Here is a 15,773-nt window from a genome sequence, read left to right as displayed (position 1 = left end):
ATTTATAGGTTATTGAATCAACACTTCGCGGCCATTGATAACATACTGAAACCCGCTACCCGCAGCCAGCGTCTCTAAAGTTGTTTTCAGCGGAGCGCTGCCGAACAATGTCACCGTCATCTTCTCCTCCGCTTTACCGGCCGACTGGAAACGGATCTTTACATTATACCAGCGTTCGAGATCGGCCGCCACTTCCTGCAGGGACTGATTATTAAATACCAGCCTGCCTTTCTGCCATCCCTCCACATCGGCTACCGGCACATTGGCCAGTAAAGCCTTACCGCTGTTCCAGGTGACCTGCAAACCCGGCGTGAGTATGGCCAGTTCGCGCACATCGGCGCCGGTTTCATAATCTACCCGAACTTTACCGCTGGCCACGGCTACCGATAACGGTTCACCGCCGAAGGCGCTTATTTTGAAAGACGTTCCTAAAACGGTAGTGGCAATGTTACCTGTGTGCACGACGAACGGATGTTTGCTATCCTCCGCCACTTCGAAGAATGCTTCGCCTGTCAGTGTGATCTCGCGCTTATCGCCGGTAAAAGCCTCCGGATACGCTAGGCGGCTGGCAGCGCCGAGGTGAATCACCGACCCGTCATTCAGGCGGATCACGGCACGCTGTCCCTGTGGATTATCTTTATGCAGCAGGGCTACCGTTTGCGTAGTGGCAGGTTTACCTAAACGCAATAGGGTGAATGCACCCACACCGGCTAATATAGCGGCGCCCACGGCAGCGTAACGCCACACACGCATTGGTCGTACAATCGTGCGACCCATACGGGCACGCATCGCGGCAGACCAGGAAGCCTTTTGCTCCGCGTCATCTACCGCCTGCATACTCTCTTCCATATCCGCCGATAACCTTTCGGCGAGTACAGCATTGAGTACCGCATCGCTGCCGGGTTGTTGCAGATATTCGGCTACAAGCGTCGACTCTTCCGGCGTGCATCGATTATCCAGATACTTTTTCAATAATGCTTTGGTAACAGAATTTGCCATGTTATACAGGTAAGTATTGACTACCTATTATATAAAGGCCATAAAAAAAGAGAGAGGGCTAATCGAAATGAAAATATTTTTCAGAGAAAGAAAAACAGGCATAAAAGCGTGGTAATATCCTTCAGCTCATCGCGAAAATAAGACAGCGACGCCTTGATATGATTCTTCACCGTAAACAGCGACAAATCCAGCTCCCTGGCTATTTCGGCATGCGACAGATTATCGTGCCTACTGAGCTTAAATACCTTTTGTCGTTGCTGACTCAATGCATTTAATTTCTCGTGATAAACCTCGTGTAATTCATTGTGGCGAATGCGACTATCGGCATCCTCTGTGTAAGGATCGTTCGCAAAATCAAGAGGAACTATATTTTGCTGCTTACGTGTTAATACTTTGATAACAGCGTGCTTCATGGCGCGGGAACAAATACGGCGCGAGTTCCACATCAACGGGCACCGAATGGCGTTTATCCCATAGCCAGAACATGAGGTCCATCATGGCTTCCTCTGCAAGGGCTTCGTTTTTGATATACTTAAAGGCGTAGTGGTACAACTTGCCGGAATAACGGTCAAACAACACATCAAAGGCTTTCGTGTTGCCTTCTCTGCATGCATTCAACAAGTTTACATCTGACTGTTCCGGTACGGGTGATCGCATAGTGTCCACATTTTCCCTATGCAAACATAAGGGCAAAAATCAGCCTTTCGTATTAAGGGAATATTAACTTTTCTTTGTGAAAAATACCGGGTATGACAGCCAAAGCGATTATACTGGATTTAGACAATACCATATTTGATACCGCCGCCATTGGCCCGCAATTGTTTGCACCGGTATTCGACCTCATTGAAAAAGTGGCGAACACGAAGCGCCCATGCATGAGATACAGCACTGGATGGTACGCAAGCCATTTGCAGTGGTGGCGCAACTTTGCGGCATCTCCGCGGCGGTAACAGCGCAGGCCGTTCAGTTACTGCAAACGTTACGGTATACCGATCCACTCTCCTACTTTCCCGACTATGCACATGTGCGCGATTTACCGGTAGATAAATTCCTTGTGACCGCCGGCTTCACCGGCATGCAGCAAAGTAAAATATCAAAGCTGGGTATTGCAGGCGACTTCCGCGAGATCGTGATCGTAGATGCCACTTTATCAAACGCCACCAAGAAAACCTCGTTCGCTTATCTGTCCGAGAAATACAGCTACCCTCCTGCTGCGGTGATGGTGATTGGTGATGACCCCGGGTCCGAAATAAAAGCGGCACTGGAGTTGGGGATGCGCGCGGTGTTGTATGACAGAACGCAGGTGGTGGAAGTGCCGGATGGGGCGGTGAGTGTGGCGGATTTTAGTGGGATCGGTAATTTATTGGAATAAAAAAGGCGGCCATCTCACAGGCCGCCTTTTTCGTTAAGGTTTCACTTCACTCACCCATCTTTCCGTCGCCTGTTCCTTCACAGGCACCGCGGATGCGGTAATCACGAGCTTCCCTCCTTTCATGATCTCTTCATGTGTGAGGTAATTCCTCTTTAGTACTTTACCATTCAACTCCACCTTTGCGATATATACATTTTTATCGCTGAAGTTTTGCGTGGTGATCTGCAACGGTTGCTTGCCCGGCCAGCTCAGTTTAACGGACGGGAACAACGGTACGTTCAGGTAATACACCGGCATGCCCACCGCTGCGGGATGAATACCGCAGGCGGTAAATACAAACCATGCAGACATGGCGCCAGCATCATCATCCATCGTGCGGATGTAACTCTGCGGAATGTTTTTATAGATACGGTCCACGAACGGATCGATGCCGCGGCTGTTATCGTTGAAGTAATACTGTATCACCGTGTCCACTGCATACGCGTGCATCAGCCGCTGCGACTTCCAGGGCTGGCTGGTGGCATTGTACATCAGCGGGGCCTGCAGGTCGGGCTCGTTGGCGTGATTATAAAGGTCTTTGTCGAAGAAATGATCGAGCTGTTGGATAAACTGCTCTTCACCACCGGTCAACGCGATCAGGCCTTTTACATCGAACGGAACAAACCAGCGGTACTGCCAGATGGTGCCCTGGTACAGGCCACGGGCCTGCATACGGTCCACATCATGTTTAGTGATATCGCGGAAGTCTTTGTTCCAGATATTTTTGTAGTTCAGTGCTTTGTTCATGTACTTTACCGCAAGGTCTTTATCGCCGGCGATGTCGAGTATCTCCGCCAGCGCCCAGGTATCGTAGCTGGCTTCGAGGGCTTTGTCCGGCGTACCGAAATCGAGGCCGTCGGCTTCTTTGATCAGCTGTGCACGAATGGCGGCCACATCTACCTTATACCCTTTACGCATCGCATCGAGCAATACGACCATAGCATGTTCGGTGCGCACGGTATTCGAAGGCTCCGTTTGCGTAGCGTAATCCTTTTACCACGCAGGTACATTTCCGCAATGGAGGCGGTAATGTCGCCGTACTTATCGGGGTACATCAGCGACAACAGCGGCAGTTGCGTGCGGTAGTTGTCCCATATAGCCCAGCCGTTGTAACGTTTGCCGGTGGCCTTCTGCAGGCTGCCGTCGGTAGCGCGGTATTGCCCGTCCGGTTCGGAGATATCATAAGGCGATTGCAAGGTGCGGTACAGCAGGGAATAAAACAGCGCTTCGCGTTCCTTATCGCCCTGCACCTGTATGCGGGAGAGCATTTGCTCCCAGCTGTCGTTGGCGCGCTGGCGCAGGCTGTTAAACGGCTGTGTGGTGAGTGCCTGTTGTGCGGCCGCTTCACTTACGGACGAGAGTGCCACACGGATGCTAACATCGTTGGCCCCATTGGCCGAAACGGCGGTAACCATATGTTCGCCATTGTTGCTAAACGTAACGGGCACACTGAATTCCAGGCTGTAGTACAGTTTGTACTTACCGGCGTTACAGGTAGTTTTCGCTTCTACCCAGCCATTTACACCATTGGCGCGCGGAGTATGCTGCTCGGCTACAAAGTCGTTCGCCAGCGTATGGGAAAAGTCGATGGTAAAGCCTTTGGGCCCGGCCGGGAAACGGTAATGATGCAGGCCGGATTTTTCCAATACCGTAAACTCCGCACTGATGCCATTGGTAAACGCTACGCTGTACACGCCAGGCGCGCCGTATTGGGCTGCCTTCACCAGCTTGCTGGTATCTTTAGTTCCCAGGAAAGGCTTTACGAGGATATTGGCCCCGCTGCCACGGCAACCCACCCCTTCAAAAACCGTATGGGCAAATCCCGGAACTGCTTGGCCGTGTATTCGTAACCGGTATGGATGGCGGGATAAGTTTGCGGCACGATGCTCATCATGCTGAAGGGATAAGCCGCAGCGGGCGAGAGTTGCCCATGGTCGCCGGAGGAACCCAGGAATACGTTTACCTGCGGCGTGTGCTGTTTTTCCTGCGCCCGGGCGGGTAATGCCAGCACCGGGGAGCCATAGTGCCGTACCTTTCAATCTGATCATGCTTACTAGTCTTTCGTTCGATAAAGCGCCCAAAATACAAAGGAATCCATCAGCAGGAAATGATAATATGTTTAATTTTTATGAATGGCTGTACCCGGGCCGCGTGAGCCGGCACTGGTACATCATCATCCCGGGAAAATTGTCCATCTATCTCAAGATAGGAAAAACGGGGCTGAGCAGCCCCGCTCCGTATTACTTTTCCAACAACAGTGCTTCGAGGTGCGCACCGCAGTTCACGGTGAGCACTTCAAATTTACCATCGCTGTATTTCACATGATAAAGCCCGGTGTTCTGATGGGCATAGTTGGTCATATTGCTGATCGGCGTGTCGTACAACAGGCACAGCAGGATGAGCATGGCGCGGCCGTGCATACACACGAGCACCGTTTTTTCATCAGGGGCGGATACGATGGTATCCATTGCTGCTTTTAAGCGGGCCGCCGCCTGGTTGGGACTTTCCCCGTTCTCGAAAGCACGGTCGCAGTCGCCGGCCAGCCAGCACGCATTTACATCTGCATAAGCACTTTGCCACTCGCCTTTGTTGGAGGCGCCTTCCCATACCCCGAAAGACAACTCATCGAGCCCGTCGAGCTGCTGCCAGGGCAGTTTGTTGTCCAGAATTTCTTTACCGTCTGGTGTGTGCGTTTAAGGGAAGAAGTATAGACCTTATCGAAAGGAATGTGTTTGTAGTGTTCATAGAAAGCCTCCGCCTGGGCCACGCCCATCGCGTTGAGGTCTGAGTTAACACCACGGCCCTGTACGATACCCTGCCTGTTAAAATCTGTTTCTCCGTGTCTGATAATGTATAGCTCCTTTTCCATTACCGCAAATTTACGAAAAAGGAGGGGTATTTAAGACGCTTTAAGTGTATTGCACTCATTATCATAAGGTTAAGAGAATGTAGAGCGAGCGTAGCTATATAGACGATCGAACGGTTTAGGATGGTTGGGTATTGGGATTTAAAACTATCTTTGCGGCCGTCCTAAAGGCATGCAACAGTTTATTCATTACTTTCTGCACTTCGGCTTTCCGCTGGTTATTGCGTGGGGGTTTTACCGTCCGCGATGGCTCCGTGCCTATATTATCCTGCTGCTGACCATGCTGGTAGACCTCGACCACCTGCTGGCCAACCCGGTATTTGATCCCTGCCGTTGCAGCATCGGGTTTCATCCGCTGCATAGTTACGTGGCCATTGCCGGGTACGCCCTTTTATTAATAGGGCCGAATACCCGCCTGGCGGGCATCGGCCTTTTATTACATATGGTGACAGACGGAATCGACTGCCTCTTTATTTCTTCTTCTTTTTAGGTATTGCCACACAGCATTTACCATTGGCGTCGAGCGGCCCCACCAGGTACTGACCGTTTACTTTATTGTCGATCAGCTGGGTGTACTCGGCATCGAAGGCGATATGGCCTTTTTTCACCTCGTAATAGGTGGAGGGCAGGTAGTACAGCGAATCCGGTGAAGGATGCGGAGTAGCCAGTTCGCTGCCACCGAACTCCGTACCCGTCATTGTCAATATCCTTGATATCAGAAGCGATTACGTTGGTCACCGAGTCGGCGCGGGAGAACACGATATTGAACACCTGCAGCCGGTTCTTTTTACCTGCTTCGCCGGTGGTTTCCACGAACAGGAACACTTCCTTCTTATCTTCCACCAGTTTATTGCGTTTGCTTTTGTATACGATGTTATCGGCCGGGAACTGGTAAGCGCGCTGGCCGTTAACGAATACGGTACCGTTGTAGACGGCGATCATCTGCGACTGGCCACTTTTGAAGTTCAGGCGGTTAGCGGTGTTCTGGGCCATGGCGGGCACCGTGAGCAGCATTAATATAATAATCCGGGAGATCATAGTCCTTTCTGGTTTAGAGAGGAAACATAGCACTTTTTTCCCGATTATTTAAACTCATTCCTCACCTCATCCAACTTCTCCGGCGTTAACGGTTTATTCAGAAACTGGCATACGTACGGACTGTTCAGCGCCCGCTCCCGGTCCTCAGGGTGCAGCGACGACGACAGCATGACGATAATGCACTTCCGCTTCACGTTTTCCGGCAGCTTGTCGTACTCGTCCAGAACTCGAAGCCATTCATGCGCGGCATGTTGATGTCCAGAAAATAAGGTCCGGTAGCTTCTCGAGGTCACGGCTGTTATCATGCAGGTAACCGAGGGCTGTGGTGGCCGAGTCTACTGTTACTACGTCTTCCGCGAATGCGTTTTTCCTGAGGATGCGCTGCGCCAGGATGCGGTCAATATCCGCATCGTCTACCACCAGCACTTTATTGAATTCGAACGTTTCCATTAGCAACAATTTAAGGCGTGCTGAGATCGGGTAAAAATATATCGAACCTGGAACCTTCGCCAGGCGTGGATGTTAGTTGAATAGTGCCCTTCAGCTTGTGGATGGTCTCCTGTACGAGATAGAGACCCATACCCGAACCGGCAGACTTATCAGATACCCGGTAAAACATGTGGAATACTTTCTCCTGGTATATAGGATCAATACCAATGCCATTATCTTCGACCGTGAGCATTACACCGCCAATTACCGGGAATACGGACATTTCCGCGAACGGCTGTGCTGCCTGCGGATTGTAATAGCGGATAGCATTGGATAAGAGATTGCTGAGCACCACGTAAATGCGGCGTTTGTCCGACACAAAGGGCTCCGTCAGTTTTACGTTGATACGAATGTCTACCGCCCCCTTATCGCTGCTGATGAACTTGAGGTTGTTCTTCACTTCCTCCAGCAGTTCCGCGAAATCTATTTCCCCGGGTTGCAGCTCCAGGCGCGCATTGCGGGAGTAGTCGAGGATATCGAGAATAAACACATCGAGCTTGTCGATACTGTTTTTCATGAGTTGCAGGTCACCAAGTAGTTCGGGATCGGTATGTTCGGAGGCCAGGTAGCCGATCAGCCCCGATATGGAAGCCAGGGGTGCGCGCAGGTCATGGGATACGCTGTATACAAAACGATCGAGTTCATCGTTGCTTTTGCTCAGTTGTTCATTGGTAACGATCAGTGCGAGCTCCGCCTCTTTTCTTTGGGTGATGTCCGACGTGAGGCCGTCGATACGGACCAGTCGTCCCTGCGCGTCAAGCGTTGGGGTAATGCGCGCTTCCACCCAGCGGATAGTACCATTGGCATGGCGGATGCGGTATTCGTTGGTCACGTGCTCACCCTTCGCCAGCTGCACCTCACTGGCATACACCCGGGCGCGGTCTTCTTCCAAAATAAGGTTCATCCAGAGGTTAACATCCAGCAGGAACGCTTCGGTATCGTACCCATACAATCTTTTGCTGCCGGGCGACATGAGCAGTATTTTTGGGTGCAGCCTGTCTACCGAAAAGAATACTTCTTCCATATTCTCCATCAGCAGGTGCAGTTGGCTGTTCGCTGCCGATAAGGCTGTTTCGGTATGCCTTACATCGGTAATGTCAAAAGCGATGCCTACGGCCTTTACCGGTACGCCTGTGTCCGGGTCGGTAATTATCTCCCCGATATCGCGGATCACTTTATGTACACCTTTATGGTTAACTATCCTGAACTCGATATCGAACCGCGAAATATTAGTGAGCGCCTGCACCACCACCGCCTCGTAGCGTGCCTGGTCTTCCGGCGGCATGAAACCCAGGTAAGTGCCGTATGTAAGGGGCACGTCGGCATCTTCCACGCCCATAATCCGCTTCAGCTCGTCTGACCAGTAATTGGTATTGGTTTTGTAATCGCCGGCCAGCTGTACCTCCCAGCTGCCCGCCTTGGCCACCGCCTGCATGGTTTTCAGGTGCCGTGCCTCATCAGCCAGTTTGGTCTTGCGATGCCATTCTTCACTGATGTCCGCAAACAATGCGGCGAGCTCCGGCGACGGAGCCGCTCCTTCCGTGTTTACTTACGAGCGCTTGTAATTTCGGGTGCATATGGTCAAAAATATCCCACAAAAAACCGTCCAGCCCGCCATACATCACCTCGCCTCAGATTGGTTTAACATATCATTAACAATAAAAAAGCCGCAACCATTTCCGGCTGCGGCTCCTATATCGTTCAGAATACTACTTAATTACTTCTGCCAGCTTCGCTTCCAGTGCTTCGCCACGCAGGTTCTTCGCGATGATCACCCCGTCCGGCCCAAGCAGCAGGTTCGAGGGAATAGACCGGATATCGTACTGGCGCGACACCGCATTATCCCACCAGCCAAGGTCAGAAACGTGCGTCCAGGTAAGCCCATCGTCATGAATCGCCTTGATCCACTTGTCTTTATCCCCCTGCCTGTCGAGCGACACGCTCAGGATCGTAAAGTTTTTGTCTTTAAAAGCATCGAAAGCCTTTACTACGGCAGGGTTCTCCTTACGGCAGGGAACGCACCAGCTGGCCCAGAAGTCGATCAGCACGTATTTGCCACGAAAGTCTTTCAGGGCAACCGGTTTACCGAGGGTGTCGTTCTGCGTAAACTCGGCGCTATTTTACCTATTGCCGTGGCACGCGATGCATCCACGGTATGCTGCAGTTTCTTCGCGACCAGGTTGTTTTTGGCGGCAGGCTTCAACGATTTAAGACTGGCCTCCAGCTGGTTCATATCCTCGTAACGCAGCTGCATGGAAAGTACATAAGCACTCACCGGCGAAGCCGTATGCGCCGCGATCCATTTCTCATACACGGCGGTGCGATCGCCGTCCAGGTCGGCCACGGCTTTGCGGGCGGCGTTAAAGCGCGCGGTATCTTTCTGGTACGTGTCGTTTTGCTCTTTGTACAACGCCTCCAGCTTTTTAAACAGCGGCTGTTTTTGTACGGCGTTCAGGCTGTTTAAATCTGCCGCGTAAGCCGGACCGCTATACACCGGGGTTTCCAGCTTCGTCCCTTTCGCCGATACTTTTAGGGTACCGGGTTCCATATAGAACATAAGGCTTCCCAGGCGTTCAGCGCCATTTTTAGCGCTCAGGAACCAAACATCCCCGGCGTCTACGCTGGAACTGATTTTCACCGCCCCCCTTTCACCTCGGCGGAATCGACGCCGTGGCCACCATTGATGTGTTGAATGAATACTTTGGAACCATCGGGTAAACCGGGAAACTTCGCATCGAGCGTGGCGGTTTGCGCGTAGGTGGCCACGCTGCATAACAGGGCGGCGGGCATCAATAAGTACTTCATAATCATTATTTAAAAATAGATTTTAATTGTTCGTCCATTTTCGCATCATCTTCTTCTCCCCCGCTGTAACGGCCAATGATGTTACCATCTCTGTCGATCAGCACTTTCGTGGGCAGCGTAGCAATGCCATACTGTTTCGAAATATCAGCCGGATTAAAGACGCCCGCCATCAGCTTTTCCCGGTCCATTCCCCGCAGCACGTGTTTCCACATACCAATACCATCGTCTGCCACCGCTTTGCGCCAGGCGTCCGGTTTGCCATCGTCATCGGATACGCCAATGATCTCAAAGCCTTTATCCTTGTACTCGGCATACAGTTTTTTCAGGTGCGGATTGCCTTTGCGGCAGGGCAAACACCAGCTGGCCCAGAAGTCAACCAGTACATATTTGCCTTTATAATCGGCCAGTTTTAAGGGAGCGCCATTGATGTCGGTGGTAGCAAATGCATGCGCCACTGTGCCCGGCACGCCTATTTTACGGCGGTCCAGCTCGTCCTTCATCGCCTTACCAATACCCGCCTGCAATTCGGGGCTTAACTGGCTGTAATACTTCTGCATTCTTTCGGTAGACATGTCATGTGTATACCCACGCAGCAGGTAAGCGCTCAGGTAGGTACCGGGATGTTTGTCGATATACCCGAAATCGTATTTCTCCATTTCGGCGTAATACGGCTTCAGGCCGCCTTTCATCTCCTGGAACTGGAAGTTATCAATCTTGTTCACGGAGTCCAGCGACTTGAAAAATGGCGCCCATTGGGCCTTTAAACCGGCCTTCTGTTTGTTCAGCGCATCCATCTCTTTTTGTGTAACGGACCCGGTCATTATTTGGTCCTTGAACTTATCGGCGGTAACATCGATGGTCATATTGCCGGGTTCAAGAAAGATGAAAGTAGAATTAGGATCGTCCATGCCGCGCGACTTTGTAACGCCCTGTAACGTGGCACCGGTAATGCCGCTGAGACTTCCTTTAAAAGCGAACCTGCCGTTCAATACAGTAGAACTGTCTTTTATATACTTGCCATCCGCGCCGGTGTAGTGCAGATAGAAGTAATTGGCAGCCGGGCCATGATACGTGCCCTTGAGCGTAAAAGGCTTTTGCGCCAGCGCCGAAGCGCCGGCCAGCAAAGCAATAGCTAAAACGATGGAGTTTTTCATTATTGTTCGTTTTGAGAAAGGTTACGGTTACCGGTGATCTCATCCGCCGGAACGCGCATTAATATTTTAGGATCGGTAGCCGCCACCGTCATGGCGCCGGAACTGCCGGACGTATAGTTGCGCACCATCGGCAAACCGTTACGGAAGTAATCGTAACTCGCATGCCCTTCGAATGCCAGCTCCATACGGCGTTGCTTCAGAATTTCGTTAAACAGCGGCTGGCCGGTAATGTTGGAGGTATCACCAATACCTGCTCTCGAACGAATCGTATTCAGATCGATGAGTGCCGCGCCGTTATCACCCGCCTTTACCGCAGCTTCCGCGCGGTTCAGTACCACTTCCGCCAGTCGCAGGTAGCGGTTGGGCGAAGTACTGTACAGCGATACGTACCCCAGCATGTATTTCACACTGGCCAGGGTATCGTTCGGGTTACCCGGTGTGACGTTCTTCACAAAAAACTTCTTCCTTAAATCGGTATCCCTGTACAGCGATAGCAGGTCTGGCGAAGGACGATACAACCCGCCACTGTAGTTAATCTGCGAAGGCATGGCGTACAGGTTACTGATCAAACCATTTGCATATTGTGTGTTGATGGCAAAAATATCCTCCTTATTACCCGGCGCATCCGTGCTGTAGTACGACGTATAAGCCGCACCCTGCAACAGGTTGTAACCGCCATGGAGGATCACCGAATCGGCATACTCGCGCGCTTTCTTGTTCGCTTCCACATCCGGTGCGCTGAACGTGCCGCCCATATAAAGGTACACGCGGGAGAGCATCGCAAAAGTGGCATAACGCGAAGCAAAGCTGTTCGTCTTCTGCGCTTTCAGCAGCGGCAACGCCGTTTGCAGATCGGAGATAATTTGCTCGTACACCTGCTTTACGGTAGACCGCGCCGGGGCAAAGGCCGTACCGTTGTTATCGGTGGTCACCAGCATCACGGACGGGCTGTTCGCCGCATCCTCGGTAATAAGGTTTGCCATAAATGCGGGTCATGTTGAAATATACATACGCACGCAGGAACAAGGCTTCTCCTTTTGCCTGTAATATCTCCGCATTGGTTTCATCCGACTTTACATTGGCCAGGATTTTATTGAGCAACAGGCAGGCCGCATAACTGCCACGCCAGTATTCGTAGGTGTACGACAAATCCTTTTCTGCCGAATTGAGGTAGTTAAAGGCGTTCGTATTTTTATTCACACCCGCATCCAGCGCCCTGATGTTGTTACCATGCGCTTCTCCCAGGAAAAGCAGGATGTCATTATAGTTAAAGGAAGATGCCACTGCCGAACTGGCCACAGAAGCGTATGCGCCCCAAATCGCTTTAGTAAATCCAGCGGGTGAGGAGAACTGCTGGTCTTCGAACGTTACGTTGTGCGGGCGCAGTTTGTCCAGTTCTTTATTACAGGACGAAAAGCCCAATGCTCCCAGTAACAGTGCGGATATATAAAGTTTACTTTTTTCATGCCGATACATTTTTCTGATTAGAAGCCTACGTTAATACCTGCCACAAAACGGCGCGGATTCGCGAAACCGGTACCTACACCCGCATATGCTGTGCTGGTACTCAGGGTCGCACCTTCAGGATCCGCGCCTACAAAATCCTTGCGCTTCAACACGGCCAGGTTGTCGCCGCTCACATAAGCGGAGCAGTGCTGCAGGCGCCATTGCTGTACCAGCTTGCGGGGCAGGTCATAATTCAGGCGCACGTTGCGTAAACGCATATGGCTCGCATCGCCCCACAGGCGGGAAGAGCGGTAGGTCAATGCACTCCAGGCGTTCGGGCTGGTACTGAACACGTCCGGGTAGTTTGCCCCGGTATCACCAGGCGCCTGCCATACATGCTGGTTATCGCCAAACACTACGTTGTTACGGCCCAGGCGCGGTGCGGTCGGCGACTGGAAGTTGTTCACCAGCGACATCATTACATAATTGCCATACTGGAACCACCATTCGGCGCTGAGGGTAAACTGGCGGTACTTAAAGGTATTCGTGAAACCGCCGAAGAACTTCGGTGTGGCAGAACCTACCGGGCGCCAGTTGGCGAGGTTGGTGGTGGCGCCGATGCCTTCCACGTCCACAGCCTTACCGCTCGCGTCGTAGTTGCGGTGAATCATATTACCATTATCCGGGTTGATGCCCACAAATTCAATCGCTTTAATCACGTTGATATCTTCCCCCAGTTTACGGTAGTAAGTGCCGGAATAACTGTCGCGCAGCGAATCCTGGTACAGGGAGGTCAGTTCATTTTTATTAAAGCTGATATTGAAATTGATCATCCAGTTAAAGTCTTTGCTTTTTACCGCATGCCCGTTCAGCATAATTTCCAGGCCTTTGTTCACGATCTCGCCCACGTTCTGGTACTGGCTCAGGGAGCCTTGTGCGGAAGTGAGGGTAACGTTCTGCAACAAACCGCTGCTTCTTTTATGATACAGATCGATCGTTGCATCAAGGCGGTTCCACAGGCCCACGTCTACCCCAACATTGGAGCTGTACATGGTTTCCCAGGAGATGTCCGGGTTGGCGAGCTGAGAAATAGAAGAACCTACGTTGCCCACAGCGCCGTAACGCGGACCATCGGTGTAGAAAGTAGTATTCAGGTATCCGTCACCGAGGTCGCGGCCGGAAGTACCGTAAACCGCGCGCAGTTTCAGGTTGTTGATCGCGTCGATGCCGTCGAGGAAGCCTTCGCGGGAAAGCAGCCAGCCACCGCTTAAGGAGTAAAACGTACCATACCGTTTGGAACGGCCGAAGTTGGTGGTCGCATCCGTACGTACAGAAGCGGCGGCGTAGTATCGCTGGTCGTAGTTGTAATCGGCCTGACCGAACACCGAGAACGTCGCCCTTTCCTGGTAGGTGCCTGCCGGTGGCGTCGGTGCGGTAGCTGGGGTGTAATACGCGAGGTATACCGCGCTGCCATATCCTTTGGCGGCGCCGGCATTACGTTCGCCGGGCAGCAGGTTGTACATGTCGGCAGTGGTCGTCTCCGTCGTGCGCTTGCCCCACTCCTGTCCGGCTAATGCCGTTACCGAATGTTTGCCGAAGTATTTGCGGAAGCTGATGGTGTTCGAAGTAAGATAATCGGTATAACGGGTATCCCTGATGGTAAGCGTCCCGTTCGGGATAATCAGGCTGGCAGCGGTGAACAGGTACGGATAACCGCCATATTTACCGGAGTAGGAACGCGGATCGAGGTAGGAGTTAAAGCGGGTGTTCATATAGTTCACCGAGTTGGCGCTTTGTACACTCAACCAGGGAAGATGTCATACTTCAGCCGTACCGAACCCAGGTGGTTCTGCACATTGGTCAGCGCCGTATTATCGTACCCTTTCTCCGCCAGGAAGTTCTGCGTCCAGGTAGTAAACATCGGGCCGTAGTTGCTCGACTGCTTCACCGGTATGCTGTCTGCATACGTACCATCGGCTTTATACGGGCTCTGGAACGGTTGTATCATGTACAGTTCGGGAATACCGTTACGTTTGATGGTTTTATCCAGGATAGAGCTTACATTAAACGCTACCGCAAACTGTTTGCTCACCTGCTGGTCGATATTCAGGCGGATGCTTTTACGGTCGAAGCTATTATCGTACAGGGCGCCGTTTTCTTTATACCAGGCCACGCTGCCGTAAAACTTTGTTTTCTCCGTTCCGCTGTTGATGCTGAGCTCTGTGTTACGGAAATTACCGTTGCTGTAAATCGCATCTTCCCAGTTGAAATTATTTGCTTTATCAGCATCGCTGTACACGCGGCGCTGCTGGATGAAGTCGGCCACATTCGGGAACTGTGCCTGTATCGAAGGTGTTTGCTCCCAGTACCGCTGCATCTGTTTATCCATAAAGGAAATCAGCTCCGTTGTATTCATAAAACGAATGTCGCGCACCGGTTGCATGGCGCCGTATTGCATACGCACATCCACACCGGTTTTACCCAGCTTCCCCGGCGGGTGGTGATCACGATAACACCCTGTGCCGCGCGGGATCCGTAGATCGCGGTAGACGAAGCATCTTTTAAGATCGCGATATCTTCCACGTCGGCAGGATTCACCGCATCCTGGAGGTTCTGGTAGTTGGTAATTACCCCATCTACCACGATCAAAGGACCATAATAGCTGTTGGTAGCGGTAGCCATGGAAGACTGTCCGCGCTCGATCACCTGGCCTTTAGCGCCTGCTTCGCCGGTGTTTTCGGTAATGTACAAACCGGTGGTTTTACCCTTCAGCATAGATAGGGCGTTGGGCGTGCTCACACTGTTGCGCAACTGCTCGCCCGTTACCCGCTGCACGGCGCCGGTAAGTTCCTTGGCGCTTTTAGCGGTGTAGCCGGTAATAACGGTTTCTTCCAGTTTAGAGGCCAGGCGTTTTAATTTCATGTTGACGTACAATCCTTCGCGGGCATCTACCGTAGCGGGCTCAAACCCAATAAAGGAAAACAACAGTGTTCTTACATCGCCGCCACCATTAAAGGCATACTCGCCTTTCTCATTCGTTAACGTGGCGCTATTTGAACCCAACGGCCCAGATTTGGCGCGCACGGTAACACCGGGTAGCGGCGTGCCTTCCTCATCGGTTACCCGGCCGGCATAGGGCGGTGCGGGCAATGTGGCTCTTCCGTTGTCCACCGGCTGCTTTTTCTGCGACACCACCACATATTTTTCATCTTTGATGTAAAAGCTCAGGTCTTGTTGTCCCCTGAACAACAGGTTCAGCACCACGGCAATGGGCTGTTTGATCAGGTTTAACGTTACCGGCTTCGCGTTTTTGAGCTGTTCTTTGCCATACACGAACGTGTAGCCGGTTTGCCGTTCAATTTCTTTAAAGGCGATCGACAGTTGCTCTTCGTGCATTTGTAACGTTACTTTAACGTCCTGGGCAAAAGCCGCAGCGCCGACAAGCATCAGGAGGATAGATAAGATTCCGGTTTTCAGGAGTCGCCGTTTTGTCCTGGTTGGCAGACATGAGGCGCCCTCCTGCGCATTGCGCGAGGCAGTGATCATCATACATTTGATTTTGGTA

General features: G+C 51.9%; 23 protein-coding genes. 2 read left to right on the top strand and 21 right to left on the bottom strand.

Annotated features, from left to right (window positions below; genetic code table 11):
* Nucleotides 1-9: 9 nt before the first annotated feature.
* The 3 genes from MKQ70_RS03795 to MKQ70_RS03785 all read right to left on the bottom strand — a co-directional run bounded on the left by MKQ70_RS03795 (nt 10) and on the right by MKQ70_RS03785 (nt 1,656).
* On the bottom strand, nt 10-999 hold the full coding sequence (locus MKQ70_RS03795) for a FecR family protein (RefSeq protein ID WP_248068243.1): 990 nt from the start codon (nt 997-999) through the stop codon (nt 10-12).
* A gap of 80 nt (nt 1,000-1,079) precedes the next feature.
* Complete coding sequence (locus tag MKQ70_RS37590) at nt 1,080-1,412, bottom strand: sigma factor-like helix-turn-helix DNA-binding protein (RefSeq protein ID WP_282456206.1); 333 nt, start codon at nt 1,410-1,412, stop codon at nt 1,080-1,082.
* Nucleotides 1,378-1,656: a sigma-70 family RNA polymerase sigma factor gene (locus MKQ70_RS03785; protein WP_248068237.1), complete on the bottom strand. Its 279-nt coding sequence runs from the start codon at nt 1,654-1,656 to the stop codon at nt 1,378-1,380. Before MKQ70_RS03785 ends, MKQ70_RS37590 begins: the two co-directional genes overlap by 35 nt.
* Before the next feature lie 214 nt (nt 1,657-1,870).
* Between MKQ70_RS03785 and MKQ70_RS03780 the strand changes: the two genes are divergently transcribed.
* A complete protein-coding gene (locus MKQ70_RS03780) occupies nt 1,871-2,371 on the top strand; it encodes an HAD family hydrolase (RefSeq protein ID WP_248068234.1) in 501 nt (166 codons plus the stop codon).
* 33 nt (nt 2,372-2,404) lie between these two features.
* Here the strand turns inward: MKQ70_RS03780 and MKQ70_RS03775 are convergent, their stop codons facing one another.
* From MKQ70_RS03775 to MKQ70_RS37580, 5 genes are all read right to left on the bottom strand, one after another.
* Entirely contained in the window at nt 2,405-3,367 is a 963-nt protein-coding gene (locus MKQ70_RS03775) for a glycoside hydrolase domain-containing protein (protein WP_248068231.1), read from the bottom strand.
* Entirely contained in the window at nt 3,307-4,206 is a 900-nt protein-coding gene (locus MKQ70_RS03770) for a glycoside hydrolase domain-containing protein (protein WP_248068228.1), read from the bottom strand. The genes MKQ70_RS03775 and MKQ70_RS03770 overlap by 61 nt, the downstream gene beginning before the upstream one ends.
* Entirely contained in the window at nt 4,170-4,421 is a 252-nt protein-coding gene (locus MKQ70_RS40950; RefSeq protein ID WP_248068225.1) for a hypothetical protein, read from the bottom strand. The genes MKQ70_RS03770 and MKQ70_RS40950 overlap by 37 nt, the downstream gene beginning before the upstream one ends.
* A gap of 229 nt (nt 4,422-4,650) precedes the next feature.
* Nucleotides 4,651-5,031 (bottom strand): histidine phosphatase family protein, encoded by a 381-nt coding sequence (locus MKQ70_RS37585; RefSeq protein ID WP_282456204.1) that lies wholly within the window; start codon nt 5,029-5,031, stop codon nt 4,651-4,653.
* On the bottom strand, nt 4,965-5,279 hold the full coding sequence (locus tag MKQ70_RS37580; RefSeq protein WP_282456203.1) for a histidine phosphatase family protein: 315 nt from the start codon (nt 5,277-5,279) through the stop codon (nt 4,965-4,967). The genes MKQ70_RS37585 and MKQ70_RS37580 overlap by 67 nt, the downstream gene beginning before the upstream one ends.
* Before the next feature lie 169 nt (nt 5,280-5,448).
* On the opposite strand from MKQ70_RS37580, the gene MKQ70_RS03755 reads away from it, so the two are divergent.
* Nucleotides 5,449-5,766, top strand: a complete 318-nt coding sequence (locus MKQ70_RS03755) for a DUF6122 family protein (protein WP_248068222.1) — start codon at nt 5,449-5,451, stop codon at nt 5,764-5,766.
* 62 nt (nt 5,767-5,828) lie between these two features.
* Here the strand turns inward: MKQ70_RS03755 and MKQ70_RS03750 are convergent, their stop codons facing one another.
* The 13 genes from MKQ70_RS03750 to MKQ70_RS03690 all read right to left on the bottom strand — a co-directional run bounded on the left by MKQ70_RS03750 (nt 5,829) and on the right by MKQ70_RS03690 (nt 15,757).
* Complete coding sequence (locus MKQ70_RS03750; RefSeq protein WP_248068220.1) at nt 5,829-6,314, bottom strand: hypothetical protein; 486 nt, start codon at nt 6,312-6,314, stop codon at nt 5,829-5,831.
* Between the two features lie 44 nt (nt 6,315-6,358).
* Entirely contained in the window at nt 6,359-6,508 is a 150-nt protein-coding gene (locus MKQ70_RS03745; RefSeq protein WP_248068217.1) for a response regulator, read from the bottom strand.
* A gap of 43 nt (nt 6,509-6,551) precedes the next feature.
* Entirely contained in the window at nt 6,552-6,764 is a 213-nt protein-coding gene (locus tag MKQ70_RS03740; protein WP_248068214.1) for a response regulator, read from the bottom strand.
* Nucleotides 6,765-6,774: 10 nt separating this feature from the next.
* The gene (locus MKQ70_RS03735; RefSeq protein ID WP_248068211.1) at nt 6,775-8,310 is read right to left on the bottom strand and encodes a sensor histidine kinase; all 1,536 of its coding nucleotides are present in this window, start codon (nt 8,308-8,310) and stop codon (nt 6,775-6,777) included.
* Between the two features lie 202 nt (nt 8,311-8,512).
* A complete protein-coding gene (locus tag MKQ70_RS03730; protein ID WP_248081018.1) occupies nt 8,513-8,875 on the bottom strand; it encodes a peroxiredoxin family protein in 363 nt (120 codons plus the stop codon).
* Complete coding sequence (locus tag MKQ70_RS03725; RefSeq protein ID WP_248068208.1) at nt 8,872-9,441, bottom strand: hypothetical protein; 570 nt, start codon at nt 9,439-9,441, stop codon at nt 8,872-8,874. The genes MKQ70_RS03730 and MKQ70_RS03725 overlap by 4 nt, the downstream gene beginning before the upstream one ends.
* Nucleotides 9,438-9,608: a DUF4369 domain-containing protein gene (locus tag MKQ70_RS03720; RefSeq protein WP_248068173.1), complete on the bottom strand. Its 171-nt coding sequence runs from the start codon at nt 9,606-9,608 to the stop codon at nt 9,438-9,440. The genes MKQ70_RS03725 and MKQ70_RS03720 overlap by 4 nt, the downstream gene beginning before the upstream one ends.
* 5 nt (nt 9,609-9,613) lie before the next feature.
* Nucleotides 9,614-10,762, bottom strand: coding sequence for a TlpA disulfide reductase family protein (locus MKQ70_RS03715; RefSeq protein ID WP_248068171.1), 1,149 nt, complete (start codon nt 10,760-10,762; stop codon nt 9,614-9,616).
* A complete protein-coding gene (locus tag MKQ70_RS37575) occupies nt 10,762-11,745 on the bottom strand; it encodes a RagB/SusD family nutrient uptake outer membrane protein (RefSeq protein WP_282456202.1) in 984 nt (327 codons plus the stop codon). Before MKQ70_RS37575 ends, MKQ70_RS03715 begins: the two co-directional genes overlap by 1 nt.
* Entirely contained in the window at nt 11,681-12,238 is a 558-nt protein-coding gene (locus tag MKQ70_RS03705; protein WP_282456201.1) for a RagB/SusD family nutrient uptake outer membrane protein, read from the bottom strand. The genes MKQ70_RS37575 and MKQ70_RS03705 overlap by 65 nt, the downstream gene beginning before the upstream one ends.
* A gap of 8 nt (nt 12,239-12,246) precedes the next feature.
* Nucleotides 12,247-14,013, bottom strand: a complete 1,767-nt coding sequence (locus MKQ70_RS03700; protein WP_248068167.1) for a SusC/RagA family TonB-linked outer membrane protein — start codon at nt 14,011-14,013, stop codon at nt 12,247-12,249.
* Nucleotides 14,010-14,672, bottom strand: a complete 663-nt coding sequence (locus tag MKQ70_RS03695; RefSeq protein ID WP_248068164.1) for a hypothetical protein — start codon at nt 14,670-14,672, stop codon at nt 14,010-14,012. The genes MKQ70_RS03700 and MKQ70_RS03695 overlap by 4 nt, the downstream gene beginning before the upstream one ends.
* Nucleotides 14,621-15,757 (bottom strand): TonB-dependent receptor plug domain-containing protein, encoded by a 1,137-nt coding sequence (locus MKQ70_RS03690; RefSeq protein ID WP_248068161.1) that lies wholly within the window; start codon nt 15,755-15,757, stop codon nt 14,621-14,623. Before MKQ70_RS03690 ends, MKQ70_RS03695 begins: the two co-directional genes overlap by 52 nt.
* Nucleotides 15,758-15,773 lie beyond the last annotated feature (16 nt).

Origin of the sequence: Chitinophaga sedimenti, from assembly GCF_023156195.1 — a bacterium.
GTDB classification, from domain to species: Bacteria; Bacteroidota; Bacteroidia; order Chitinophagales; family Chitinophagaceae; genus Chitinophaga; species Chitinophaga sedimenti.
Note: the sequence above shows the minus strand (reverse complement) of the source record. Positions and strands in the feature narration are given on the sequence as shown.